This window comes from Actinomyces stomatis (assembly GCF_031292835.1).
Classification (GTDB): domain Bacteria; phylum Actinomycetota; class Actinomycetes; order Actinomycetales; family Actinomycetaceae; genus Actinomyces; species Actinomyces stomatis.
This window is the reverse complement of record NZ_JASPEP010000002.1, coordinates 20,515-44,767: the sequence shown is the minus strand read 5'-3', so window position 1 is coordinate 44,767 and position 24,253 is coordinate 20,515. Positions and strand designations below refer to the sequence as shown.

Sequence of the window (24,253 nt, the reverse complement as noted above, 5' to 3'; positions counted from 1 at the left end):
CCATACAGAACAGGAGCCACCATGTATGTCATCTCTGGAGCCAGCGGCCGTATCGGTTCAGTCGTGGCCAACTGCTTACTCGATTCCGGCCACCCCGTCCGTGCTGTCGTCCGTCGTCCAGAAGCAGCCGCCGATTGGATCTCTCGAGGGGCTGAAGCGGTCGTCTTGGACCTGTGCGACAGCCGGAAGCTCACCGAGGCCCTGAACGATGCGGCGGCCTTCTTCGCCATGCTGCCCTTCGATCTTTCCGTGCCGGACCTGGATCAGTACGTTGCAGAAGTGGTGCAGTCGGTCTCCAACGCGGTCAAGGACGCCGGCGTTCGACACACGGTAATGCTCTCTTCCGGCGGTGCGGATCTGACCGAAGGTACCGGACCTATTCTGGGCCTGCACCACATGGAACAGGCGCTCGCACAGACTGGGACCGTCTTGACTGCCCTGCGCCCGGGACACTTCCAGGAGAAGTTCGGGGATATCCTCGGAGCCATTATGCATGAGGGGATCTTCCCGGTTTTCGCCTCAAGTGCGGACACGCCTCTACCTATGGTGGCCACCCGCGACATCGCGGAGATCGCGGTCCAGGAGCTGCTGGCGGATACACGGACCAGCGAGACCGTGGACATCGTGGGGCCGGAGTACACGGAGCGCCAGGTTGCCAGGTCGCTGAGTACCGCCCTGGGCAAGCCGCTTGAGGTCGTGCCGATCCCCGAACCCGGTTGGATGGACGCCCTGTTGAAGGCCGGCTTCGCACCGCACATCGCGGAGAATCTGGCAGAGCTGTACCGGGCGGACGAGCAGAAGCGGCTGGGGCCGCGCGGTGATCGGAGCATCCGTGTAACCACGGATATCGACACCACGGTCCGGCACGTGCTTGCACAGGAGGCCTGATCCCTCTCCCCACGTTGACAGTTCCCCGGACAACAGTGGCTCTGTCTGGTGTCTGCGAGTGACTGTGCTGCCGGCAGTAGATCGTAGAGAGCACCGTCTCGGATTCTGGTGTTCAGGGTCAAGATGCGACGAGTACGAGGACGTCAGTGTTCGCCAAGGCTGTGGTTGTGCACAACGGTCTCATGGGTGAGTTGAGATTCCGCTTGAGCTCCATAAGTATTACTTTCACAGCGTGCGAGTAGGCCAGGGGCGACGTGCCCTCGGCGTCTTTCGGGCCAATCATCTAGGATCGACAGTGATGACGACACCGCCCACCGCTGCAGCCGATTCGCCGGCGATGACCTCCTCAACCGCCAACTCCTCAATCCCGGCAGGTTCCACAGCCCCGACCGTCTCATCAGTCAACTCGGCCACCACTCATCCGGACACTCCCGACGCCGTAGTGGTCCGCTCCCTCACCCTGCCCGAGGACGTCGCCCCGGTGACCCTTCTGGGAGCCCGGGACGAGGTCCTGCGCGCCATTGAGAAGGGCTTCATCGACGTCGATATCCACGTGCGCGGCACCGCCGTCACCGTCTCCGGTCCCGCTGCCCGCGTCGACACGGTCGTCGTCCTGCTCTCCGAGCTCATCGACGTCGCCCGCACCGGCACGCCTCTGACCGCGGACGCCGTCGAGCGCGCCGTCGGCCTGCTGGAGACCTCCACCCGCCCCACCGAGGTCCTCACCGACGACATCCTCACCTCCCACGGCCGTACCATCCGCCCCAAGTCGCTCGGCCAGAAGGCCTACACCGACGCCATCGAGGAATCCACCATCACCTTCGGCATCGGCCCCGCCGGCACCGGCAAGACCTACCTGGCCATGGCCAAGGCCGTCGACGCCCTGGCCCGCAAGCGCGTCTCCCGCATCATCCTCACCCGCCCCGCCGTCGAGGCCGGTGAGAACCTCGGCTTCCTGCCCGGCAGCCTCACCGACAAGATCGACCCCTACCTGCGGCCCCTCTACGACGCCCTCCACGACATGCTCGAGCCCGAGGCCCTGCCCCGCCTCATGGCCGCCGGCACCATCGAGGTCGCGCCCCTGGCCTACATGCGCGGACGCACCCTCAACGACGCCTTCGTCATCCTCGACGAGGCCCAGAACACCAGCCCCGAGCAGATGAAGATGTTCCTCACCCGCCTCGGCTTCGGCTCACGCATGGTCGTCACCGGAGACATCTCCCAGGTCGACCTGCCCGGCGGACGCGAGTCCGGCCTCATCGTCGTGCGCAGGATCCTCGCCGGAGTCGACGGCATCAGCTTCTGCGAGCTCGGATCGGCCGACGTCGTACGCCACCGCCTCGTGGGCCGCATCATCGAGGCCTACGCCCGCCACGACGCCGAGGCCGCCGCCCAGGACGCCGCGGCCCGACCCGCCGGACCGCCTGGCCGCAGCGGCCGCAACAGCCAGTACCGTCGGGGGAGCAGCAACCGCCCCGCCCGGCCTTACTCGGAGAGGAACCCGCATGACCACTGAGGTCATCAACGAGACCACCACCGTCATCGACGCCGCCGAGTTCGCGGACCTCGCCGACCACGTCCTGACCGCCATGCACGTCAGCCCCGCCGCCGAGCTCAACATCATGTTCATCGACCCCGAGCCCATGGAAGAGCTCCACGTGCGCTGGCTCGACCTGCCCGGTCCCACCGATGTCATGAGCTTCCCCATGGACGAGCTGCGCCCCGGTTCGGCCGACTCGCCCACCCCCGCCGGGACCCTGGGCGACATCGTCCTGTGCCCGCAGGTCGCCGCCAAGCAGGCCCTGGTCGCCGGGCACTCCGCCGTCGAGGAGATGCTCCTGCTCACCGTCCACGGCATCCTCCACCTCCTGGGCTACGACCACGCCGAGCCCGAGGAGAAGAAGGAGATGTTCGACCTCCAGCGCCGCCTCCTGCTGACCTTCCTGGCCGAGCGCGGCAAGTGAGACCCGCGTGACCGGCATCCCCACCGCCGCGCTCATCGCCTGCGCGGTGATCGTCCTGGCCCTAGGTGCCCTCCTGTCGGCCGGCGAGTCCGCTCTGCTGCGCTTCACCCGCGCCGCCGCCGACGACCTCATCGAGGAGGGCCGCCGCGGCGCCGTCCGTGTCCGCCGCCTGGCCGAGCACCGTACCCGGGTCCTGGGCGCCCTCAGCGTCGCCCGCGTCGCCGTCGACATGCTCGCCGCCGTCCTCATCACCCTGGCCGCCTCCGGGCTGGTGCGCGCCTGGTGGCAGGTCCTGGCCCTGGCCCTGCTGGCCAACATCATCCTGCTGGGCGTCGTCGTCGGCTTCTCCCCGCGCACCTACGGCCGACGCAACCCCGCCGGCACCCTCCTGGCCCTGGGCGGCCTGCTCACCTGGGTCGACGTCCTGGCCGCCCCGCAGCGCCGCTTCGTCTCACGCACCCGCCGCCCAGAGTCCGCCCTTACCGACGCCGAGACCCGCGAGGCCGTCAACGAGGACCTGCGCGAGATGATCGACGAGATCGGCGAGACCGACACCATCGAGGACGAGGACCGCGAGATGATGCGCTCGGTCGTCGAGCTCGGCCAGACCCTCGTGCGCGAGGTCATGGTCCCACGCACCGACATGGTCACCATCGACGCTCACAAGCCCGCCTCCGCCGCCATGCGCCTGTTCATCCGCTCCGGCTACTCGCGCGTGCCCGTCATCGGGGAGGACGCCGACGACGTGCGCGGCATCCTCTACCTCAAGGACGTCCTGCGACGCCTGGCCGCCCACCCCGAGCACGAGGTCCTCGCCGTGGCCGGATTCGTCCGCGAGGCCGAGTACGTCCCCGAGACGAAACCCGCCGACGATCTCCTGCGCGAGATGCAGACCGGCCGCTTCCACATGGCCCTGGCCGTCGACGAGTACGGCGGCACCGCCGGCCTGGTCACCATGGAGGACCTCCTGGAGGAGGTCGTCGGCGAGCTCACCGACGAGCACGACCCCGAGCTGCCCGAGGTCGTCGAAGTCGCCCCCGGCACCTACCGCGTCCCCGCCCGACTCGCCCTGGACGAGCTCGGAGAGCTCTTCGACCTCGAGATCGACGACGACGACGTCGACACCGTCGGTGGCCTGCTCACCAAGGCCATCGGCCGCGTCCCCCTGCCCGGCGCCGCCGGAGACACCCAGGGCGTCCACCTCCAGGCCGAGGAGGCCACCGGCCGCCGCCGCCAGGTCTCCACTATTCTCGCCTCGCGCACCACCGCCCCCGAAGAGGACATCGATGACTGACACCGCCGACCAGACCGCCTCCGCAGCCCGCGACGACCAGCCCCAGCCCACCGAGGAGGCCACCGAGGAGCTCCTGTCCGAGCCCCTCGAGATGCCGGCGCCCGGCCCCGCCCCGGTCGGCTTCCGCTTCCCCACTGACGCCGAGCTCATGGACGGACCCAACCCGCTGACCGAACCTGACGATGAGGAAGACGGCGAGGACGAGACCGGAGACGAGGCCGACGGCTCCGATGACTCCGGTGCCGCCATCGGGCTGGACGCAGACGGCTTCCCGATCCTGGACGAGGACGACGACGCGGATGAGGACGAGCCCGCCGACACTGCCGACTCGACCCGCGTCGAGATCGTCGTCCCCGACTTCCCCGAGGACTTCCGCGCCGGTTTCGCCTGCATCGTGGGCCGCCCCAACGCTGGTAAGTCCACCCTCACCAACGCCATGGTCGGCGCCAAGATCGCCATCACCTCCGGGCGCCCCCAGACCACCCGCCACAACGTGCGCGGCGTCATCCACAAGGAGAATGCGCAGATCGTCCTGGTCGACACCCCCGGCCTCCACCGCCCCCGCACCCTGTTGGGCAAGCGCCTCAACGATCTGGTGCGCGAGACCCTCACCGACGTCGACATCGTCGTCTTCTGCATCCCCGCCAACGAGAAGATCGGCCCCGGCGACCGCTTCATCACCCGTGACCTCGCCGAGCTGCGCACCCCCGTGGTCGCCGTGGTCACCAAGGCCGACACCGTCACCCGCGAGGCCCTGGCCGTCCAGCTCCTGGCCGTCAGCGAGCTGGGGGACTGGGCCGACATCGTCCCGGTCTCAGCCCAGCGCAACGAGCAGATCGACGTCCTCGAGGAGGTCCTGCTGGGGCACATGCCCCTGTCTCCGCCGCTCTACCCCACCGGGGAGATCACCGACGAGCCCCAGCAGGTCATGATCGCCGAGCTCGTGCGCGAGGCCGCCCTGGAGGGCGTGCGCGACGAGCTGCCCCACTCCCTGGCAGTCGTCGTCGACGAGATCGCCGACCCCGACGACGAGCGCGAGGTCGGCCGCATCAAGGGCGCCGGAGGCCGTCTCCAGGTGCGCGTGAGCCTCGTCGTCGAACGCGACTCCCAGAAGGCCATCATCATCGGCAAAGGCGGACGGCGCCTCAAGGAGGTGGGCGTCACCGCCCGCAAGGGCATCGAGAAGCTGCTGGGCCGCAAGGTCTACCTCGACCTGCACGTGCGCACCGCCAAGGACTGGCAGTCCGACCCCAAGGCCCTGGCCCGCCTCGGCTTCTGAGCCGCCCCACCCTGTCAGCGTGGCGGCGGGACGACATCTAGGACCAAGGGGACTTGCGACACGTGGCGACTCGGTGCCCGAATCGGTCGCGCACAATGGGTGTCGTCACGCACACTTGGAGGGCCCGATGCCACATCGACCTGGAGGCCAACCGCATGACGAACAACGCCGTTCCCAGTCAGCCCCTTACCAACGCAGGTAACACAGGACGCCGCTGCCCCGACGACCTGTGGGCGCTAGGTGAGAAAGCCGTCGCCCGAGCACGCCGGTGGGCTGACGAGTCGGCAGCCGAGCCGGTACCGCGCTCGGCCAAGCTTCTCTCCGGCATCCTCTCCGACCCTGAGGGCCTGACATTCACCACCCGCTTCGTCGACGACGTCGTGCGTCCCACCGACCTCGACGTCGCCAGCACAGCCCTCAAGCGCCTGTCCGCAGGGCGCACCGACTTCCTGCCGCCCGCCCTGGCCGGAGCCATGGGCCTGGGCTCGGCCGCCTCCCGCCTCGCCCCGCGCACCGTCACCGCCGTCGCCCGGCGGGTCTTCCGGGAGATCGTCGGTGACCTCGTCGTCGATGCCACCGACAAGGGCCTCGGACCCGCCCTCGCCCGCCTGCGCAAGGGCGGCAACCGGCTCAACGTCAACCTCCTGGGCGAGGCCGTCCTGGGGGAGAAGGAGGCGTCCCGCCGCCTGGCCGAGGTCTCCCGCCTGGTCACCCGTGAGGACGTCGACTACGTCTCGGTCAAGGTCTCCGCCGTCACCGGCCCCCACAACCCGTGGGGCTTCGAGGAGGTCGTCGCCCACGGCGTCCAGGCCCTCCTGCCCCTCTACCGCCTGGCCCGCGACCACGGCACCTTCCTCAACCTGGACATGGAGGACTACAAGGACCTCGACCTGACCATCGCGGTCTTCACCGCGATCCTCGACCAGGAGGACATGCGCGGCTATGAGGCCGGCATCGTCCTGCAGGCCTACCTGCCCGACTCCCTGGGCGCCATGCAGCGCCTCCAGGAGTGGGCCGCCAAGCGTGTCGCCTCCGGCGGCTCACGCGTCAAGGTCCGCATCGTCAAGGGCGCCAACCTGTCCATGGAGAAGGTCGACGCCGAGATCCACGGCTGGGAGCTGACCACCTGGCCCTCCAAGCAGGCCACCGACACCAACTACAAGCGCATGCTCTCCTGGGCGATGACGCCCGAGCGCACCCGCAACATCCGCCTGGGCGTGGCCGGCCAGAACCTCTTCGACATCGCCTTCGCCTTCGAGCTGCGCGCCGCGCGCGGCGTCGAGGACGACGTCGAGTTCGAGATGCTCTCCGGCATGGCCACCGGCATCCAGGAGGTCGTGCGCCGCGAGACCGGTCACCTCCTGCTGTACGTGCCCGTCGTCGACCCTCACGAGTTCGACGTCGCCATCTCCTACCTGGTGCGCCGCTTGGAGGAGAACGCGGCGCCGGAGAACTTCATGTCCGGTGTCTTCGACCTGGCCAGCAACGAGCAGATCTTCGCCCGCGAGCGCGACCGCTTCCTGGCGGCCCTGTCCGACCTCGACCCGGACGCCCCGGTACCGGTGCCCAACCGCACCCAGAACCGGCTCGCCGAGCGGGAGGCTGGCATTCCTCAGGAGACCGGGACAGTTGCCGAGCGTGCCAGGAGGCCCTTCGTCTCCGAGCCCGACTCCGACCCGGCCCTGGCCGCTAACCGCCAGTGGGCCCGGGACATCGCCGCCGCCATCCCGGGCTCCACGCGGGGCGTGGCCGAGGTGGAGGCAGGTGCCGCCCGCCTGGCCACGAACGCCGAGGTGGACTCCCTCGTGGCCGCGACGGCCGAGGCTGCCGGCGTCTGGCAGTCCCTGGACCCGGAGGAGCGGGCCGCCGCCCTGCACCGCGTCGGTGACGTGCTGGCCGCCCGGCGCGCCGAGCTCATCGAGGTCGCCGGCTCCGAGGCCGGCAAGACCATCGACCAGTCCGACCCCGAGGTCAGCGAAGCCATCGACTTCTGCCACCACTACGCCGAGGCCTCGCTGCTCCTGCACGACCCGGAGTACATGGTCGGGGCCCGCTTCGCCCCGGTGGATGTCACCGTGGTCGCCTCCCCCTGGAACTTCCCGGTGGCCATCCCCACCGGGGGAGTGGCCGCGGCCCTGGCGGCCGGCAGCGCCGTCATCCTCAAGCCCGCCCCGCCGGCCCGACGCTGCTCGGCCGAGCTCGTGCGCGCCTTCCACGATGCCGGGATCCCTGAGGACCTCGTGGTGCTCGCCCCGCTGGAGGACGGCGACGTCTCACGCCACCTGGTGACCCACAAGGACGTCGACCGCGTGGTCCTCACCGGCTCCTACGACACAGCCCGCCTCTTCCGCTCCTGGAAGCCGGACATGCACCTGCTGGGGGAGACCAGCGGCAAGAACGCCATCATCGTCACCCCCTCCGCCGACCCCGACATCGCCGTGCGCGACGCCGTCTACTCGGCCTTCGCCCACGCCGGCCAGAAGTGCTCGGCCTCCTCCCTGCTGGTCCTGGTCTCCTCGGCCGGCACCTCCGAGCGCATCGCCCGCCAGCTCGTGGACGCCACCGCCTCCCTGAGGGTCAGGCTCCCGCTGTCGCTGGACTCCCAGATGGGGCCCGTCGTCGTGCCCGATGACGAGAAGGCCGTGCGCGGCCTGACCACCCTGGGGGTCGGTGAGCACTGGGTCCTCAAGCCCCGCTACCTCGGTGACGGCCTGTGGACCCCGGGTATCCGAGCCGGGGTCGTACCCGGCAGCGAGTTCCACCTCACCGAGTACTTCGCACCCGTCATCGGCGTCATGCGGGTCGACACGCTCGAGGAGGCCATCGATGCGGTCAACGCGGTCGACTACGGGCTCACCTCCGGGCTCCAGACCCTCGACGCGGCCGAGCTCGCCGTCTGGCTCGACTCGATCCAGGCCGGCAACATCTACGTCAACCGCGGTATCACCGGGGCCATCGTGCGTCGCCAGCCCTTCGGCGGCTGGAAGCGCTCGGCCATCGGTTCGACGACGAAGGCCGGCGGCCCCTCCTACCTGCTGGGACTGGGGGACGTCGAGCCCGCAGGCGGTCAGGACGTGAAGGAGTCGGCCAGCCAGGGCACTGCCGCGCTGGACCCGCGCGTGGCGAGCCTGTGCGACGCCGTCAGCGGTCAGCTGGATGAGGGCGACCTGGCCGGGCTGCGCCGCGCACTGGTGGCCGACGCCTCCGCCTGGAGGAGCGCCTACGGCGTCAACCGCGATGTCACGGCACTGGCCTGCGAGCGCAACGTTCTGCGCTACCGGCCCACTGACGTCGTCGTGCGCGCCGGGGCGGGAACCGAGCTGGCCGACGTCGTGCGTGTCATGGCGGCCGGTGTGCGCGCCGGAGGGTTCGTCAGCCTGTCAGTGGCCGACCGTCTGCCTCAGCCGTTGCAGAACGCGCTGCTGGCCGCCGGCGTCCAGGTGGCGGTCGAGGACCAGGGGGCTTGGGACGCCCGCCTGGCTGAGCTGTCCGCCTCCGGCGGGCTGGGAACGCGCGTGCGCATCCTCGGCCCACGTGAGGAGACCTCGGCCGCCCGCTGGAGCCAGGCCAGCCGGGTGACCGGCGGGAGCCCCGACATCGCCCTGTACACGGGGGCCGTGACGGCCTGCCCGCACTCCGAGTTGCTGCCCTTCCTGCGTGAGCAGGCAGTGGCCATCACCAACCATCGTTTCGGCACCCCGCTGGACCTGGCCGAGGGCCTCCTGTAGACCGCGGTGTCGCAACGTCCCGACGGGACCGAGTGACAGAAACGATCAGCCGGGTGGTGCCCTCTCGATTGGGAGGGCACCACCCGGCTTCCACATCGCTAGGTATCAGGGGGATCGGAACAGGGGAGCGGACTCATGCGTCCTGCGGTAACGCCTTGGTGCGGTCAGGCATGATCACTGAGGCGAGGCCGGCGAGGCCGTACGCGACGATAGCCACCCACAGGGCGGTTGTGACGGCCTCGCGAGGGTCGGCCGTGTCCTGAAGGATCCCGAAGAACATGGTCCCGGCAAGAGCGACTCCCAGCACCATGCCGACCTGGCCGAAGGTGGTCAGGGTGCCGGATGCCGCTCCGGCGTCCTGGGTGGGCACCGACTCAAGCGTGATACTCGTCAGCGGCATGATGAGAGTCATCAGCCCGGCACCTGTCAGCGCCAGCGGGGCGGTGAGGTCCCACCCCGTCAGGGACGCTCCGGCGGTCCGGATCGTCCACAGGACCCAGGTCAGCGCACCTGCTTGCACCATCCCGCCGAGCAGCACGGCCCACTTGCCGATCCGCCTCGTCGCGAGGATCGCCAACGGTGTGGCCGCCATGGAGCCCAGTGCGAAGGGAAGGAGCGTGAGCCCCGCCGCCAGTGCGGTGAAGCCGAGTGCGCTCTGAACGTAGTACAGCAGGATGAGCACGTACCCGCCGTTGCCGATCGACGAGAGCACCTGCACCAGCTGTCCGCTCGCAAATCCTCGATCGCGAAACAGTGGGAGCGGCAGCAGTGGGGATCCGTGAGCCTTGAGCATGCGCCTCTGCTGCCACACGAAGGCGGCGATGACGAAGGGCGCCGTCGTCAGCATGGCCCAGATCCACCACGCCCACCCCGCGGCGCGACCGTCGGTGAGTGGGAAGACGACCAGGAAGACCCCGAGACCACCCAACAGCACCCCGACCAGATCGGGCCTGAGCGGATGCTCCGAACGACTCCTCGGTACGAACAGGAGCGCCGCAGCGACAAGCATGACTCCGACCGGCACGTTCACGAGGAAGATGCTGCGCCAACCCATACCCAGAAGGTCGGCCGTGACGAGCCAGCCACCGAGGATCAGTCCCCCGATGGCCCCCAGCGAGCTCAGCGCTCCAATGATGCCCAGGACGGGGGCGCGCTCCTCAGGTGCGAACATCACCTGCACGCTGGAGAGCACCTGGGGCACCATGATGCCGGCGAACGCGCCTTGAATCACGCGGGCCGCGACGAGCAGGTCGCCCGTCTGGGACAGTGCTGCCCCCAGGGAGGCGAGGGTGAATCCCACCATCCCAATCACGAAGATGCGCCGGTGCCCGAAGATATCGCCAAGCCGACCGCCCGTGATGAGTAGCGTCGCGAAGGCGATGACGTAACCGGCGAGAGTCCACTCCAGCTGCTCCGGCGTCGCACTGAGGTCCTTGCCGATCGTGGGCAGTGCGACGTTGGTGATCGTTGAGTCCATCAGATCCATGAACGTCGCCACCATGAGCACGGTGGTGGCAACGGTGCGTGACCTTGCGGCGCCCTGATGCTGGGATCGTTCCTCGTTCTTCATGCTCCCGTCCTCTCACGGCTCCAAAATGTATACGCTGTACACGTCGGTGGTGAGTACACTGTACGCATGTGTCGTGGTTGACGCAATCCAATGCCCGACGCAACGGCGAGGAGAGACAGTGATGCACACCGATCCGGACGCCCCGCCCAAGTGGGTGCGGTGGCTGTGGGAAGTCGATGCCTCCGAGGCGGTCGAAGATCGGGAGGAGGGCAAAGGTCTGGATGTCGGCAAGATCGTTCGCGCGGGTATCGCGCTCGCAGACGATGAGGGTCTGGAAGGCGTGTCGGTTCGCAAACTCGCCCAGCGCCTGAGCGTGAGCACCATGGCTGCGTATCGGCACATCAGTTCCCGCGACGAGGTCATCGCCGCCATGATCGATGTCGCCTTCGGGCCGCCTCCGGTCCTTTCAGGGCATTCCGAGGACTGGGCGGGCGGACTGCGATGCTGGGCGCTCGCCGTCCACGCCCGCTATGACGCGCATCCCTGGCTCCTGGATGCCCCGGTCCACGGCATGCCAACCGGGCCGCATCGGCTGCGGTGGATGGAGGCTGTCCTTCAGGTGCTCGCCGGTGCGGGGCTCGAACTGCAGGAGCGGCTCAATGCGGCGCTGCTCGTCGACGGCCACGTGCGCACCGTCGCCGCGCTGAAGCGTTCCTTGGAGACGGCGGAGCGCGGTACGGGCCGCGGTACGTCCACGAGCTGGCTCCTGACCCGCCTCGAAGCCGATGGGCTGACAACCATGGCTCAGGTGCTCAAGGCCGAGGCCCTCGATGACGAACAAGGGTATGAGCTCGACTACGGCCTCGATCGGATCATCGCCGGGATCGAGGCCGATAGCGTCTCAGGCTGACGGCCCGATCGGAGCGTGAGGGTGGGGATGCGTCTCACGTCAGACGGGGGAACTCCTCGAGGGAGAAGACTGACTCGACGGGCACGTCGAAGTAACGGGCGATGCGCAGGGCCAGGTGCAGCGAGGGTGCGTACTCCCCGCGCTCGAGGTAGCCCACCGTCTGGTAGTGGACGCCGAGGGCCTCGGCGAGCTCGCGGCGGCTCACCCGGCGGTCGGTGCGCAGGACCGCGATCCGGTTGTGGACGACGTCGTCGGACATGGTCACAGACCGGTCTGGGAGCGAATGGTGGACTGCACGCGCGCCAGACTACCGATCGTCTCCTTGCGGAAGCTGTACCGCACGATGAACGAGGCCCCTGCGAAGCCGAGGACTGTCCAGGCCGCCAGGACCCCGACGGCGAGCGCCGGGGAGAAGGCTCTGCCCACCTCCCACGAGGGGTCGCCCACCAGTGCCCATCGGGTCAGGTGTCCCGACCAGTACGTCGGCATCACCAGCTGAACCGCCTGCACCCAGGCCGGGAAGCGGTCCAGGGGCATGAAGAAACCGCTCGTTCCGACGAGGGCGAAGATGGGCAGCCAGGAGGCCATGAAGCTGTAGGCGCCGCGGACGAAGGTGCCCACGAGAAAGCCCAGCGGGGCCGTGGCGACGGCCGACAGCGCTATGAGTGGCAGACAGGCCAGTATCTGGGGCGTGTGCAGAGCAAGAGCGTCCACGAAGAGCGCTCCCCCAAGAAGAATGGCCCCCTGGAAGATGAGGGTCTGAATGATCGAGGACATCGTCTTTCCGATCGCCCACGCAAGCGGGCCGTGGGGCAGGATGCGCACCCGCAGCAGGGCGCCGCCGATACGGTCGATGTAGGTCTCGCTGGCGATCTGAAGGGTGATGAAGCAGCTGATGGTGCCGATGCTGCCGGCAAGGAAGATAGGGCCGACAGTTGCTTGGGTGTTCCTGCCGACGATCACGATGGCGCTCACGGATGTCAGCAGCGCGACGCCCATTCCGACAAGACCCGTTCGAAGGTCGGTGGCCGCCTGACGGGAGGCTGCGCGCAGAACCGCCAGGAAGGTGCGAATACTCATGAGTGGGACTCCTCGCTGACGAGGGAGAGGTAGGTCTCCTCCAGGGTGGGGCGGGTGATGGTGAGCCCGGTGACGGTATCGAGGTCGAGCCCTTTGACGAAGCGCTCAGGGCAGTGGGTGGTGTGGACGTGGTGGGTGCCGTCCTGGACCCAGGTGATCTCGGCGCCGCGGTCGAGGCGTTCGCGCAGTGCCGTGACCGTGCCGTCGGCGATGATCCGGCCCTCGTTCATGATGAGCGCCCGAGAGGCCAGGTGCTCGGCCTCGGCCAGATCATGGGTGGTCATGACGATGGTGGCGTCGTCGTCGACCCGGGCCAGGATGAGATCGTGCAAACGCGCCTTCGAGGCCGGGTCCAGTCCGGTCGTCGGCTCGTCCAGGACGAGGATCTCGGGTGAGGCCATGAGCGCGGCCGCGAAGTCAATGGTGCGTCGCTGCCCGCCGGAGAGCCGTGACAGCCGGGAGTCGGCCTTCTCACTGAGCCCGACGGCATCGAGTACCTCTTCGACGCTGCTCACCCGGCTCGCCGCCGTCAGCTGGACCGAGCGGATCCACTCCAGCTGCTCCCTCACCTTCCATTTGGCGTGGTCGGTCCAGCTCTGCTGCACCAGTCCGATCCGCGCCCAGAAGTCGGCGCCCGCCCGGCGCGGATCGGTGTCGAGCACGCGCACCCTGCCACTGGTCGGCATCAGTGAACCCAGCAGGTTCTCCACGAGGGTCGTCTTGCCCACGCCGTTGGGGCCGAGCAGGCAGACCACCTCGCCGGCCTCGACCGACAGGTCGATGCCGCGCAGGACCGGGGTGTCCCCGTAGGAGAACTCGAGGCTCTCCGTGGTGATGACTGGAGACATCGAACAAACCCTCCTCAATAGAAGCGCAACCAAATGTAGCAGAGATACTACAATATAGTGTTGGTGTTCGTCAGATCGGGAGGTGCGGCTCGCGGGGGAGCTCCTTTCCTCTCCGTCTCACACTGCGGTCCCGTGGGGCCGTCTTGCCTGACGACGGATCGTCATCGGGGTAGGGTCTACCCCGTGCGAGCGACTCCAGGCCACCAGGTGAGCCTCCTGCTTAGTCGCCGCGGCGGGGCCTGACAGGCCGGCACCCCGACCGCGGCTGACTCGTCCTGCTCGGCCACGTCCTTGATCGTGCCCCGGATTCCCTCAGGGCTCCTCAGCCCCTGCCGGAACCGCCGTCGGAACCACGAAGCACCTGATCCCAGGAGAACCCCGATGCGTAACGCCCGCCCCGCCCCCCAGCAGCCCTCCGGTATGCCGTTTGCCAAGTACCGGCCCTTCCTCGACGTCGCCACCATCGATCTGCCCGACCGCACCTGGCCGGACAAGCGCATCACCACCGCCCCCCGTTGGCTGAGCACCGACCTGCGCGACGGCAACCAGTCCCTCATCGAGCCCATGGGGCCCCAGGCCAAGCGCGCCGTCTTCGACCTGCTTGTGACCATGGGCTTCAAGGAGATCGAGATCGGCTTCCCGGCCGCCTCTCAGACCGACTTCGACTTCGTGCGCTCCCTGGTGGATGACGGCGCGATCCCCGAGGACGTCACCATCTCGGTACTCACTCAGTCGCGCGGCGACCTCATCGACCGCACCCTGGACGCCTGCGTCGGCATCCCCCGGGCCACCGTCCACCTCTACAACGCCCTGTCGCCCATCTTCCGTGACGTCGTCTTCCGCATGGACCGTGATCAGGTCCGCGAGCTCGCCGTCGACGGCACCCGCCAGATCATGGCCCGCGCAGAGAAGGTCCTGGATGAGGACACGATCTTCGGCTACGAGTACTCCCCGGAGTTCTTCATCGACACCGAGCTCGACTACAGCCTCGAGGTCTGCGAGGCCGTCATGGACGTGTGGCAGCCCGAGGATGATCGCGAGATCATCCTCAACCTGCCTTCCACCGTCGAGCGCGCCACGCCCAACGTCTACGCCGACCAGATCGAGTGGATGAGCCGCCACCTGCCCCGGCGTGAGTCCGTGTGCCTGTCCCTGCACAACCACAACGACCGCGGCTCGGGCGTGGCCACTGCCGAGCTCGGCCTCATGGCCGGCGCCGACCGCGTCGAGGGCTGCCTGTTCGGCCACGGCGAGCGCACCGGCAACGTGGACCTGGTGACCCTGGCCCTCAACCTCTTCAGCCAGGGCGTCGACCCCATGCTCGACCTGTCCGACATCGACGAGGTCCGCCGCATCGTCGAGCGGGCCACCGGCATGGACGTGCCCCCGCGCACCCCCTACGCCGGCGAGCTCGTCTACACCTCCTTCTCCGGCTCCCACCAGGACGCCATCAAGAAGGGCTTCGCCGCGCGCGCCACGCAGGTCAATACCAAGAAGGCCGCGGGGCTCTCCGAGGCCGACGCCGAGATCGCCGTGCCCTGGTCCATGCCCTACCTGCCCATCGACCCCCATGACGTGGGCCGCTCCTACGAGGCGGTCGTGCGCGTCAACTCCCAGTCCGGCAAGGGCGGTGTCGCCTATCTGCTGGGCACCACCCGCAAGCTCGAGCTGCCGCGCCGCCTCCAGATCGAGTTCTCCCACATCGTCCAGCGCCACACCGACACCTACGGCGGCGAGGTCGACGGCGCCCGCCTGTGGTCGATCTTCGCCGACGAGTACCTGCCCGCCGCGGCCGCCCCCGAGGCCGAGCTCAGTCGCTGGGGCCGCTTCGAGCTGCGGGGGGCCACCCTGACCTCCACCGGCGACGACGAGGACTCCACCCTCACCGTCACCCTGGTCGACGGTGGCCAGGAGAAGCACCTGACCGCCTCCGGCAACGGCCCCCTGGACGCCTTCGTCACCGCCCTGGAGAGCACAGGCTTGAGCGTGCGGATCCTCGACTACGCCGAGCACGCCCTGAGCGAGGGACACGACGCGAAGGCCGCCAGCTACGTCGAGTGCGAGATCGACGGCCAGATCCTGTGGGGCGTGGGCATCGACCCCTCCATCACCACCTCCTCCTTCAAGGCCGTCATCTCCGCGCTCAATCGCGCTCTGCGCTGAGAGGGCGTGAGAGACTGCGCCCGTGACGAGCAGGCTGTACCGGGATGAGGCGATCATCCTGCGCACCTACAAGCTGGGCGAGGCCGACCGCATCATCGTGATGCTCACCCGCCACCACGGTCAGGTGCGCGCCGTGGCCAAGGGGGTGCGCCGCACCACCTCCCGCTTCGGCGCACGCCTGGAGCCATTCTCCATGACCGATGTCCAGCTCCACGCCGGACGCACCCTCGACGTCGTCACCCAGGCCGAGATCATCGACCCCTTCGGGCGGGCCATGAGTGCCGACTACGCCATGTTCACCTGCGCCTCGACCATGGTGGAGACCGCCGAACGACTCAGCGCCGACGACGGAGACCTGGGCACCGAGGCCAGCCCCCAGCAGTACCTGCTGCTGGCCGGGGCCCTGGCCGCCATGTCCCACCGGCGCCACGCCCCAGGACTCATCCTGGACTCCTACCTGCTGCGGGCCCTGGCCCTTGGGGGCTGGGCGCCCTCGTGCTACGACTGCGCCCTGTGCGGCACCCCCGGACCGCACCGGGCCTTCCACGTGCAGGCCGGTGGTGCGGTGTGCGAGTCCTGCCGCTCGGCCGGCGCCGTCGAGGTCGAGCCGGCCACGATGGCGCTCCTTGGGGCCCTGCTCTCCGGCGACTGGGCCGTGGCCGACGCCTCCGGCCAGCGCGAGCGCTCGCAGGCCTCCGGACTCGTCTCGGCCTACACGACCTGGTACCTGGAGCGGCGCCTGCGCTCCCTCGCACTGGTGGAAAGGGCATAACCATGACAGACGTCGCCAGAGACATGACGGTCGAGGCCGCCCCGCCCCTGCACCGGCCCGGCCTGACCCCGCCCGTGCTGCCCGCCGCCTCCCTGCCCCAGCACGTCGCTGTTGTCATGGACGGCAACGGGCGCTGGGCCAACGCCCGTGGCCTGCCCCGCACCGAGGGCCACCGGGTGGGGGAGGCCAATATGCTCGACGTCGCCGCCGGCGCCATCGAGATCGGTGTGAAAGAGCTGAGCGTCTACGCCTTCTCCACCGAGAACTGGCGGCGCTCACCCGGCGAGGTCCGCTTCATCATGGGCTTCGCCCGTAAGGTCCTGCGTGTCCAGCGCGATGTCCTCAACTCCTGGAACGTCAGGCTGCGCTGGATCGGGCGCACCCCGCGCCTGTGGAAGTCCGTCCTGCATGAGCTGCGGGAGGCTGAGCGCATCACCGCCAACAACACGGGCCTGGTCCTCAACCTGTGCATCAACTACGGCGGGCGGGCCGAGATCGCCGACGCCACCCGAGCCATCGCCGAGGACGTCGCCGCCGGCCGGCTCAGGGCCTCCTCCATCAACGAGAAGACCATCCAGCGTTACCTCTACTCGCCCGCCATGCGGGACGTGGACCTGTTCATCCGCACCGGCGACGAGCAGCGCACCTCCAACTTCCTCATGTGGTCCTCCTCCTACGCCGAGCTCTACTTCTCGCCCCTGGCCTGGCCCGACTTCAACCGCACCGAGCTGTGGAGGGCGTGCGAGGTCTACGCCGGGCGCGAGCGCCGCTACGGCGGCGCCGTGGACAGGGTGCTGCACGAGGAGCCCGCCGACGCCGAGGTCCTAGAGGACAACGAGGCGAACGAGGAACCGCACCACGATGGGAAATAGGGAACTGTCTTGTCTCCTCACATCTGAGACATGTGAGTGTCATGGCTGCTGAGACGCTCGCTCCTGCGGGATTCCGGGGTGGGACAAGATGGCCTGGAGTCGATGGCGGGCGCGATGGAAGAGGCCTGACGGGGCACCAGTGTCCATGACGCTGACATCAACCTTGCTCAGGCGTCGTACTTCGAGGAGAAACCCCAGAATTCCAACGATTTCCGCTGGCCGCTTCCACGGCGAAGCCGCTGATGTCAGCGCTGTGGACACTGGGCTGCTGGTGGGATCGACTCCGCGGGGTCGGTGCGACACCGGCTCCGGCCCGAGTCGGCCTACTCCACGAGGGTGGGGATCTACTGGCCAAGGGTGTGCGTACTGCACGAACCCCCGGCCTACGTGGAGTACCCCCGGCCCTCTTTCAGCAGCTCCCAACCCTCGTGCACTACACGCCAGGCACCACCCAAACAACTGCGAAACCCGGCTCAGGCACCGGGCCGATCTGTTCAGTCCTGTGAGGCGTCCTGCGTCGAGCAGGCGGCGCACAGGCCGAAGAACTCCGCCGTGTGCTCCATCTGGCTGAAGCCCTGTTGAGCCGAGACCCGCTGAATCCACTTCTCCAGCTCACCGCCGGCAACCTCCACGGTGTAGCCGCAGCTGCGGCACACGATGTGGTGGTGGTGCTCCTGCTTCTCGCAGGCCCGGTAGAGGACCTCGCCCTCGGCGCTGCGCACCTGGTCCACCGCTCCGGTCTCCGCCAGGGCCTGCAGGTTGCGGTAGACGGTGGCCAGCCCCACCTTGGTCCCCTCGGCCTCCAGGGCGGAATGGATCTGTTGTGCCGAGCGGAACTCGTCGGTGCGGGCGAGGATGTCGGCGACGGCGGCGCGCTGGCGCGTGGCGCGGGGACGCTGCGCCGTGCTGCTTGCGCTCATGATCTGCCTCCTGAGGTGGTGCGGTGCCGTCGGGAGCGGCTGACGAGCTGCAGCAGTCCGGACAGGAGGGCGACGACGGCGTAGCCCCCTACTAGGAGTACCACGATCATGGCACCGGGAGAGGCCGCCACCAGGTAGGTGATCGTCAGACCGGACACACAGGCCACCACTCCCAGTCCCATCGCCAGATACATGGTGCGGGCGAAGGAGTGCGAGACTAGCTGGGCGATGGCCACCGGCACGATCATGACGGCCGAGACCAGCAGGGCGCCCACCACCCGCATGGACACTGAGACCGTCAGCGCCGCCACCACCGCCACCAGCACGTTGAGGGCACTGGTGGGCAGCCCGCAGGCGTGGGCGAACTCCTCGTCGTGGCACAGCGCGAACAGCGGGCCGCGCAGTCCCAGCCCCACCAGGAGCACCAGGGTGGCCAGGGCGATGGTGAACCAGGCGTCGGAGACCGAGACCGTGGAGATCGAGCCGAACAGGTAGGAGTTGAGATTCGTGGTCGTACCGCCGGCGACGCGAATGAGGATGACGCCCCCGGCGATGCCGCCGTAGAACAGGATCGCCAGGGCCACGTCACCCCGGGTGCGGCCGTTGGCGCGGATGACCTCGATCATCACGGCGCCCAGCACGCTGATGATGATCGCCCCGGGCACGGCCCAGGCGTCGTGGGGAGTGACGTTGGCGGCGGCCCCGGCCAGCCAGCCCAGGGCGATGCCGGTCAGGGCGATGTGCCCGATCCCGTCGCCCAGCAGCGCCAGGCCCCGCTGAACCAGGTAGGTGCCCACCACCGGGGCGGCCAGCCCCACCAGGACCGCCACGATGAAGGCCCGCTGGATGAGGGGGCTGGCGAGCATGTCGGAGACGAACTCGATCATGGGCGGGTGCTCCTACCGGAATGGGGGCGCGTTTCAGGCAGCCGATGGTCGAGGACGGGGGCGTGATGGGCCGGAGGGCCTCCGGCGTCAGGGTGGTGGTCGTCATCGCCATATCCGCTGCGAGCGCCGCGCGGACCGTGGGACGCACCGGCCCCGCTGTCACGCAGATGAGCGACCTCGTAGGCCGGGCCGTCGGCGACGAGCCGGCCGTCCTGCAGGAGAATCGCCCGCTGGACGACGTCGGAGAGCTCACCCATCTCATGAAGGACCGTCACCAGGGTCAGCCCCTGCGCGCGCAGTCCCTGGAGGATCTCGGCCAGGGACTCACGGCTGGCACGGTCGATGCCGGCCAGGGGCTCATCGAGGATGAGCAGCTCGGGGGAGCGGACCAGGGCCCGGGCGATGAGGACCCGCTGGGCCTGCCCGCCGGAGAAGACCTGGACGTGGTCCGCGGCCCGGTGGGCCAGGCCGACGGCGTCGAGCGCGGCCATGGCCTTCCGCTTGGCGCCCCGCCCCCGGTCGGCCCAGGGCCTGCGCGGTCCCAGGAGCCCGGAGCGCACCACCTCCAGGGCCGTGGCCGGGACGCCTGAGCCCGCACCGATCCGCTGGGGGACGTACCCGACGCGCTCCCAGGGGACCCTGCGGCGGCGCGCGGTGGGGGTGCCCAGTACCTCGATGCTGCCGCCGGACAGGGGAACCAGCCCCAGAACGGCTTTGACGAGGGTGGACTTGCCCGAGCCGTTGGCGCCCAGGATCGCCACGGACTCGCCGCCGCCCACTGCCAGGCTCACGTCGTCCACGATGAGGGAGGACCCCAGGACGACGCTGAGCTCACGGACCTTGATGGCGAGCGCGGACGACGCCGCCCGGGGTGAGCCGGACGGCGTCGTCACAGACGCTGATGATGTTGGAGATGATGAGGTCATACCGTTGCGATCATGCCAATCTGAGTGGGCGTTATCTGCTTCGGGCCCCGGGCTCACCGGGCCGGCCCCGAGCCTACTGGCACACCAGGGCGGACTTAAGCCGCTCCAGGTTGCTGGACATGGCGTCGCTGTAGTCGCCCCTCTCGGGCTTGGACTCCAGGGGACTGAGAACGCTTGTCTCCGCCCCGGTCTCCGCGGCGATCGCCTTGGCGGGAGTGTCTGAGACCAGCTCCTCGGTGAAGATGGTCTTCACCCCCGTCTTCTCGACCACCGACTTGATGTTGGCCATCTCGGCGGGGCTGGGCTCGGCCTCCGGGTCGATGCCGGAGATGGAGGCCTGGGTCAGGCCGTAGCGCTCGGCCATGTAGCCGAAGGCGGCGTGGGAGGTGATGAAGGTCTTGTGCTGGCAGGTGGACAGGCCCTGCTTGTACTGGTTGTCCAGGTTGGTCAGCGCCGTCTTGAGCTTGTCGAGCCCCGCCTTGTAGTCGTTGGCGTTGGCCGGGTCGATCTGGGCGAAGGAGGCCTCAAGGGTCTCGGCCACCTTGATCATGCGGTCCGGGTCGAGCCAGAAGTGCGGGTCGAGGTCGCTGTCGTGCCCCTCCTCGCCCTCGGCGTGGCTGTGCTCGTCCTTGTGCTCGTCGTGGCCCTCCTCGCTGGCCTGCGCGGTGGCGGCGGCACTCGCCGTGGCCGAGGCGCCGTCGGTGGCCTCCTCGCCGTGCTCGTGCTCCTCCTCGACCCCCTCGTGGTGGACGAGGTTGGCCGGCTTGCTCAGGTCCACCACGGTGGGCCCGGAGCCGATCTCCTTGACAGCCTTGTCCAGGGAGGGCTGGAAGCCGGGAACGTAGGCGATGAGGTCGGCCTTGCCCAGCTCGGCGGTCTCCTTGCCGGAGAGCTCGAAGTCGTGCGGCTCGACGTTGGACGGGGTCACGGTGGAGACCTTGACGAGCTTGCCACCAATGGCCTCGGCCAGGTACTGGATCGGGTAGAAGGACGTGGAGACCGTCAGGGTCTTGCCCGGGGCGATCGTGTGCGGTGCCGAGGCACTTGACGAGCTCTCGCTCTTCAGGGCGCTGCACGCGCTCATGCCGGCAGCCAGCATCAGGGTGGCTCCGAGCGCCACGATGCGACGGAGATGATGGGAACGAGCCTGTGAAACACTCATGCGAATCATTCTCATACTCTGACAGCCGTGCGTCAAACTCCGAGGGATTCCGTGTGTGCGCTGCTGAGAGCCGGTTTGAACGGCGGTCAGAAGGTGCCCCGGTGCTTACACGCGCATCCTCGGTGCGACGGTCCCCTCACCAATTGTCCGCGACTGTCCGCCTAGACTGTTGCCACTCGTCCCCACCATCCAGGCGGGACCACGACCACTCCTGAAGGAGCATCCGTTGGCATCCACCCCTTCACGTCTTGACGCCGTCATCAACCTCGCCAAGCGGCGCGGGTTCGTCTTCCCCTGCGGCGAGATCTACGGCGGAACCCGCTCGGCCTGGGACTACGGGCCGCTGGGCGTCGAGCTCAAGGAGAACATCAAGCGCCAGTGGTGGCAGTACATGGTCCGCTCGCGCGACGACGTCGTCGGACTGGACTCCTCAGTCATCCTGCCGCGTGAGACCTGGGTCGCCTCCGGCCACGTCGGCGCCTTCACCGACCCGCTCGTGGAGTCCCTGCACACCCACAAGAGGTACCGCGCCGACCAGCTCGTCGAGGACTACGCGGCCCGCAAGGGCCTCGACCCCGAGGCCGTCACCCTCGACATGGTCCCCGACCCCGTCACCGGCCAGCCGGGCTCCTGGACCGAGCCGCGCGAGTTCTCCGGCCTGCTCAAGACCTACCTGGGGCCGGTCGACGACGAGTCCGGCCTGCACTACCTGCGCCCCGAGACCGCCCAGGGCATCTTCATCAACTTCACCAACGTCATGAGCGCGGCCCGCAAGAAGCCGCCCTTCGGCATCGGCCAGGTGGGCAAGTCCTTCCGCAACGAGATCACGCCGGGCAACTTCATCTTCCGCACCCGCGAGTTCGAGCAGATGGAGCTGGAGTTCTTCTGCGAGCCGGGCACCGACGAGGAGTGGCACCAGTACTGGATCGACTACCGCAAGGCCTGGTACACCGACCTGGGCATCAGTGAGGACAACCTGCGCCTTTACGAGCACCCCGCCGAGAAGCTCTCCCACTACTCCAAGCGCACCGTGGACCTGGAGTACCGCTTCGGCTTCGCCGGCTCGGAGTGGGGCGAGCTCGAGGGCATCGCCAACCGCACCGACTTCGACCTGTCCACTCACGCCGAGCACTCCGGCAAGGACATGTCCTACTTCGACCAGACCCGCTCCGAGCGCTGGACCCCTTACGTCATCGAGCCCTCGGCCGGCCTGACCCGCTCGCTCATGGCCTTCCTCGTGGAGGCCTACACCGAGGACGAGGCTCCCAACACCAAGGGCGGGGTGGACAAGCGCATCGTGCTCAGGCTCGATCCGCGCATCGCCCCGGTCAAGGCGGCCGTCCTGCCGCTGAGCCGCAAGGAGGAGCTGACGGGCCCGGCCAAGGAGCTGGCCGCCCGCCTGCGCCGCTCCTGGAATGTGGAGTACGACGACGCCGGTGCGGTCGGTCGTCGCTACCGCCGCCAGGACGAGGTGGGCACGCCCTTCTGCCTGACCTACGACTTCGACTCGCCCGAGGACGGGGCGGTCACTGTGCGCGAGCGCGACACGATGACCCAGGAGCGCATTCCGCTCGAGGGCGTCGAGCGCTACCTGGCTGAGCGCCTCGTCGGCTGCTGAGCCGCGCCGAGCAGGCCGGCAGCGCCACTGACCCGACCACCATCCGGATCCCGCCCCGTGTCCCTGGCTCACGTCAGGGACACGGGGCGGGCATGATGGGACGGTGAGCACCAACTCGACCTCCCCGAGCAACGAGTCTCTTTCCGCTGAGGACCTTCCCGAGCCGTCGGCGGGACCTGCCGGCTCTCACGGCGGCCACAGCCACTCCCACTCCGGGCCCCTGGACCTGGAGGCGGGGGAGGCCCGCCGGGTGCGGATCGTGCTCGGTGTCATCGTCGGCGCCCTGGTCCTGGCCACCGTCGTCGGGCTGTTCGTGCTCTGGCCGGGCAAGAGCTCGCTCATCGGCTCACGCTCCTTCACCGCCGAGGGCGGCTCAGTGGGCAAGGCCACCATCACCTCCACGGACCTGTCCGGCTGTGAGAGCTCCGTGAGCGCCCTGACGGAGGTCAACGGCGTCAAGCAGGAGGAGTTCGCCAAGAGCCACGTGTGCGCCCGCATCACCGAGGGCGAGGGCAAGGGCCTGGTCATGCCGGTCCAGCTGGTGGGCGAGCCCCGCAAGCTCGCCCACGCCGGTGACAGGCTCGTCGTCCTCTACTCGCCCCAGGCCATCCTGTCCGGCTCCCCCTACTCCTTCATCGACTACCAGCGTCAGCTCCCGGTCGGTGCCCTGGCAGTCGTCTACCTCGTGCTCGTCGTCGCCGTGGCCGGGCGCAAGGGCGTCCTGAGCGTCCTGGGTCTGCTGGTGGCCACCGGTGTGCTCGCCTTCTTCATGATCCCGGCACTCCTGTCAGGCTCCCACCCGCTGGCGGTGACACTGGTCGGATCGATGGCGATGATGCTGGCCGCCGTCTACGTGGCCCACGGCGTGTCCATCCGTACCACGACGGCCCTGCTGGGAACGGTGGCCGGTATCGTGCTGACCGTGCTGCTCGCCCTGTGGGGGACCGACGCCGCTCACTTGACCGGCGACGTCGACGAGACCGCCCGTCTGCTGGCCTCGCGCACGCACATCGATCTGCAGACGCTGCTGACCTGCGGCATGGTCATCGCCGGGCTCGGCGTCCTCAACGACGTCACCATCACCCAGGCCTCCTCGGTGTGGGAGCTGCACGCCGCCAACCCGCTGCTGTCGCGCACGCGCCTGTTCACCGGCGGGATGAGGATCGGCCGGGACCACATCGCCTCGACCGTCTACACCCTGGCCTTCGCCTACGCCGGTACGGCACTGCCCCTCATCCTGGCCGCCTCCCTCATGGACCGGGCCGTGCTGGACACCATGCTCTCGGGCGAGATCGCCGAGGAGATCGTGCGCACTCTCATCTCCTCCATCGGCCTGGTCCTGGCGATCCCGGCAACGACGGCGATCGCGGCGGCCCTGTGCCGTGTCACCCCGGTCCTCGACGAATAGCTGACGACCGACCTCAGGGCCCGG

The 24,253-nt window shown here is 68.8% G+C and carries 20 protein-coding genes; 12 read left to right on the top strand and 8 right to left on the bottom strand.

What is annotated here, in order from left to right; all coding sequences use genetic code 11:
• The first annotated feature begins 21 nt into the window (after positions 1-21).
• The 6 genes from RIV12_RS01470 to RIV12_RS01445 all read left to right on the top strand — a co-directional run bounded on the left by RIV12_RS01470 (position 22) and on the right by RIV12_RS01445 (position 9,153).
• The gene (locus tag RIV12_RS01470; RefSeq protein WP_309321710.1) at positions 22-888 is read left to right on the top strand and encodes an NmrA family NAD(P)-binding protein; all 867 of its coding nucleotides are present in this window, start codon (positions 22-24) and stop codon (positions 886-888) included.
• A gap of 298 nt (positions 889-1,186) precedes the next feature.
• Complete coding sequence (locus RIV12_RS01465; RefSeq protein ID WP_428978900.1) at positions 1,187-2,404, top strand: PhoH family protein; 1,218 nt, start codon at positions 1,187-1,189, stop codon at positions 2,402-2,404.
• Positions 2,394-2,852 (top strand): rRNA maturation RNase YbeY, encoded by a 459-nt coding sequence (gene ybeY / locus RIV12_RS01460; RefSeq protein ID WP_309321708.1) that lies wholly within the window; start codon positions 2,394-2,396, stop codon positions 2,850-2,852. The genes RIV12_RS01465 and ybeY overlap by 11 nt, the downstream gene beginning before the upstream one ends.
• A gap of 7 nt (positions 2,853-2,859) precedes the next feature.
• On the top strand, positions 2,860-4,146 hold the full coding sequence (locus RIV12_RS01455; protein ID WP_309321706.1) for a hemolysin family protein: 1,287 nt from the start codon (positions 2,860-2,862) through the stop codon (positions 4,144-4,146).
• A complete protein-coding gene (era, locus tag RIV12_RS01450) occupies positions 4,139-5,425 on the top strand; it encodes a GTPase Era (RefSeq protein ID WP_309321704.1) in 1,287 nt (428 codons plus the stop codon). Before RIV12_RS01455 ends, era begins: the two co-directional genes overlap by 8 nt.
• Positions 5,426-5,580: 155 nt before the next feature.
• Positions 5,581-9,153 (top strand): proline dehydrogenase family protein, encoded by a 3,573-nt coding sequence (locus tag RIV12_RS01445; protein ID WP_309321702.1) that lies wholly within the window; start codon positions 5,581-5,583, stop codon positions 9,151-9,153.
• 133 nt (positions 9,154-9,286) lie between these two features.
• Here RIV12_RS01445 and RIV12_RS01440 read toward each other — a convergent pair whose 3' ends face one another.
• Positions 9,287-10,723: an MFS transporter gene (locus tag RIV12_RS01440; protein ID WP_309321701.1), complete on the bottom strand. Its 1,437-nt coding sequence runs from the start codon at positions 10,721-10,723 to the stop codon at positions 9,287-9,289.
• A 121-nt stretch (positions 10,724-10,844) separates the two neighbouring features.
• Here RIV12_RS01440 and RIV12_RS01435 point away from each other — a divergent pair, with 121 nt between their 5' ends.
• Positions 10,845-11,573 (top strand): TetR/AcrR family transcriptional regulator, encoded by a 729-nt coding sequence (locus tag RIV12_RS01435; RefSeq protein WP_309321700.1) that lies wholly within the window; start codon positions 10,845-10,847, stop codon positions 11,571-11,573.
• A gap of 34 nt (positions 11,574-11,607) precedes the next feature.
• On the opposite strand, the gene RIV12_RS01430 is transcribed toward RIV12_RS01435, so the two are convergent.
• Genes RIV12_RS01430 through RIV12_RS01420 form a run of 3 tightly spaced genes read right to left on the bottom strand, consistent with a single transcriptional unit; the run spans position 11,608 to position 13,501 of the window.
• On the bottom strand, positions 11,608-11,832 hold the full coding sequence (locus RIV12_RS01430) for a helix-turn-helix transcriptional regulator (RefSeq protein WP_075378154.1): 225 nt from the start codon (positions 11,830-11,832) through the stop codon (positions 11,608-11,610).
• Between the two features lie 2 nt (positions 11,833-11,834).
• Positions 11,835-12,653: an ABC transporter permease gene (locus RIV12_RS01425; protein WP_309321698.1), complete on the bottom strand. Its 819-nt coding sequence runs from the start codon at positions 12,651-12,653 to the stop codon at positions 11,835-11,837.
• Positions 12,650-13,501, bottom strand: coding sequence for an ABC transporter ATP-binding protein (locus RIV12_RS01420; protein ID WP_309321696.1), 852 nt, complete (start codon positions 13,499-13,501; stop codon positions 12,650-12,652). Before RIV12_RS01420 ends, RIV12_RS01425 begins: the two co-directional genes overlap by 4 nt.
• Before the next feature lie 381 nt (positions 13,502-13,882).
• On the opposite strand from RIV12_RS01420, the gene leuA reads away from it, so the two are divergent.
• Genes leuA through uppS form a run of 3 tightly spaced genes read left to right on the top strand, consistent with a single transcriptional unit; the run spans position 13,883 to position 17,308 of the window.
• Complete coding sequence (gene leuA, locus RIV12_RS01415) at positions 13,883-15,664, top strand: 2-isopropylmalate synthase (RefSeq protein ID WP_309321694.1); 1,782 nt, start codon at positions 13,883-13,885, stop codon at positions 15,662-15,664.
• 22 nt (positions 15,665-15,686) lie between these two features.
• On the top strand, positions 15,687-16,436 hold the full coding sequence (gene recO / locus RIV12_RS01410) for a DNA repair protein RecO (protein ID WP_309321693.1): 750 nt from the start codon (positions 15,687-15,689) through the stop codon (positions 16,434-16,436).
• A gap of 2 nt (positions 16,437-16,438) precedes the next feature.
• Entirely contained in the window at positions 16,439-17,308 is an 870-nt protein-coding gene (uppS, locus tag RIV12_RS01405; protein WP_309321692.1) for a polyprenyl diphosphate synthase, read from the top strand.
• Positions 17,309-17,802: 494 nt separating this feature from the next.
• Here uppS and RIV12_RS01400 read toward each other — a convergent pair whose 3' ends face one another.
• The 4 genes from RIV12_RS01400 to RIV12_RS01385 form a co-directional block, all read right to left on the bottom strand.
• A complete protein-coding gene (locus RIV12_RS01400; protein WP_075417174.1) occupies positions 17,803-18,228 on the bottom strand; it encodes a Fur family transcriptional regulator in 426 nt (141 codons plus the stop codon).
• Complete coding sequence (locus RIV12_RS01395) at positions 18,225-19,115, bottom strand: metal ABC transporter permease (RefSeq protein WP_309321690.1); 891 nt, start codon at positions 19,113-19,115, stop codon at positions 18,225-18,227. Before RIV12_RS01395 ends, RIV12_RS01400 begins: the two co-directional genes overlap by 4 nt.
• Positions 19,112-20,041, bottom strand: coding sequence for a metal ABC transporter ATP-binding protein (locus RIV12_RS01390; protein WP_309321688.1), 930 nt, complete (start codon positions 20,039-20,041; stop codon positions 19,112-19,114). Before RIV12_RS01390 ends, RIV12_RS01395 begins: the two co-directional genes overlap by 4 nt.
• Before the next feature lie 73 nt (positions 20,042-20,114).
• A complete protein-coding gene (locus RIV12_RS01385; RefSeq protein ID WP_309321686.1) occupies positions 20,115-21,203 on the bottom strand; it encodes a metal ABC transporter substrate-binding protein in 1,089 nt (362 codons plus the stop codon).
• Positions 21,204-21,429: 226 nt separating this feature from the next.
• On the opposite strand from RIV12_RS01385, the gene RIV12_RS01380 reads away from it, so the two are divergent.
• Positions 21,430-22,821 (top strand): glycine--tRNA ligase, encoded by a 1,392-nt coding sequence (locus RIV12_RS01380; protein WP_075417170.1) that lies wholly within the window; start codon positions 21,430-21,432, stop codon positions 22,819-22,821.
• A gap of 103 nt (positions 22,822-22,924) precedes the next feature.
• Complete coding sequence (locus RIV12_RS01375) at positions 22,925-24,229, top strand: YibE/F family protein (protein WP_309321685.1); 1,305 nt, start codon at positions 22,925-22,927, stop codon at positions 24,227-24,229.
• Positions 24,230-24,253: the final 24 nt, after the last annotated feature.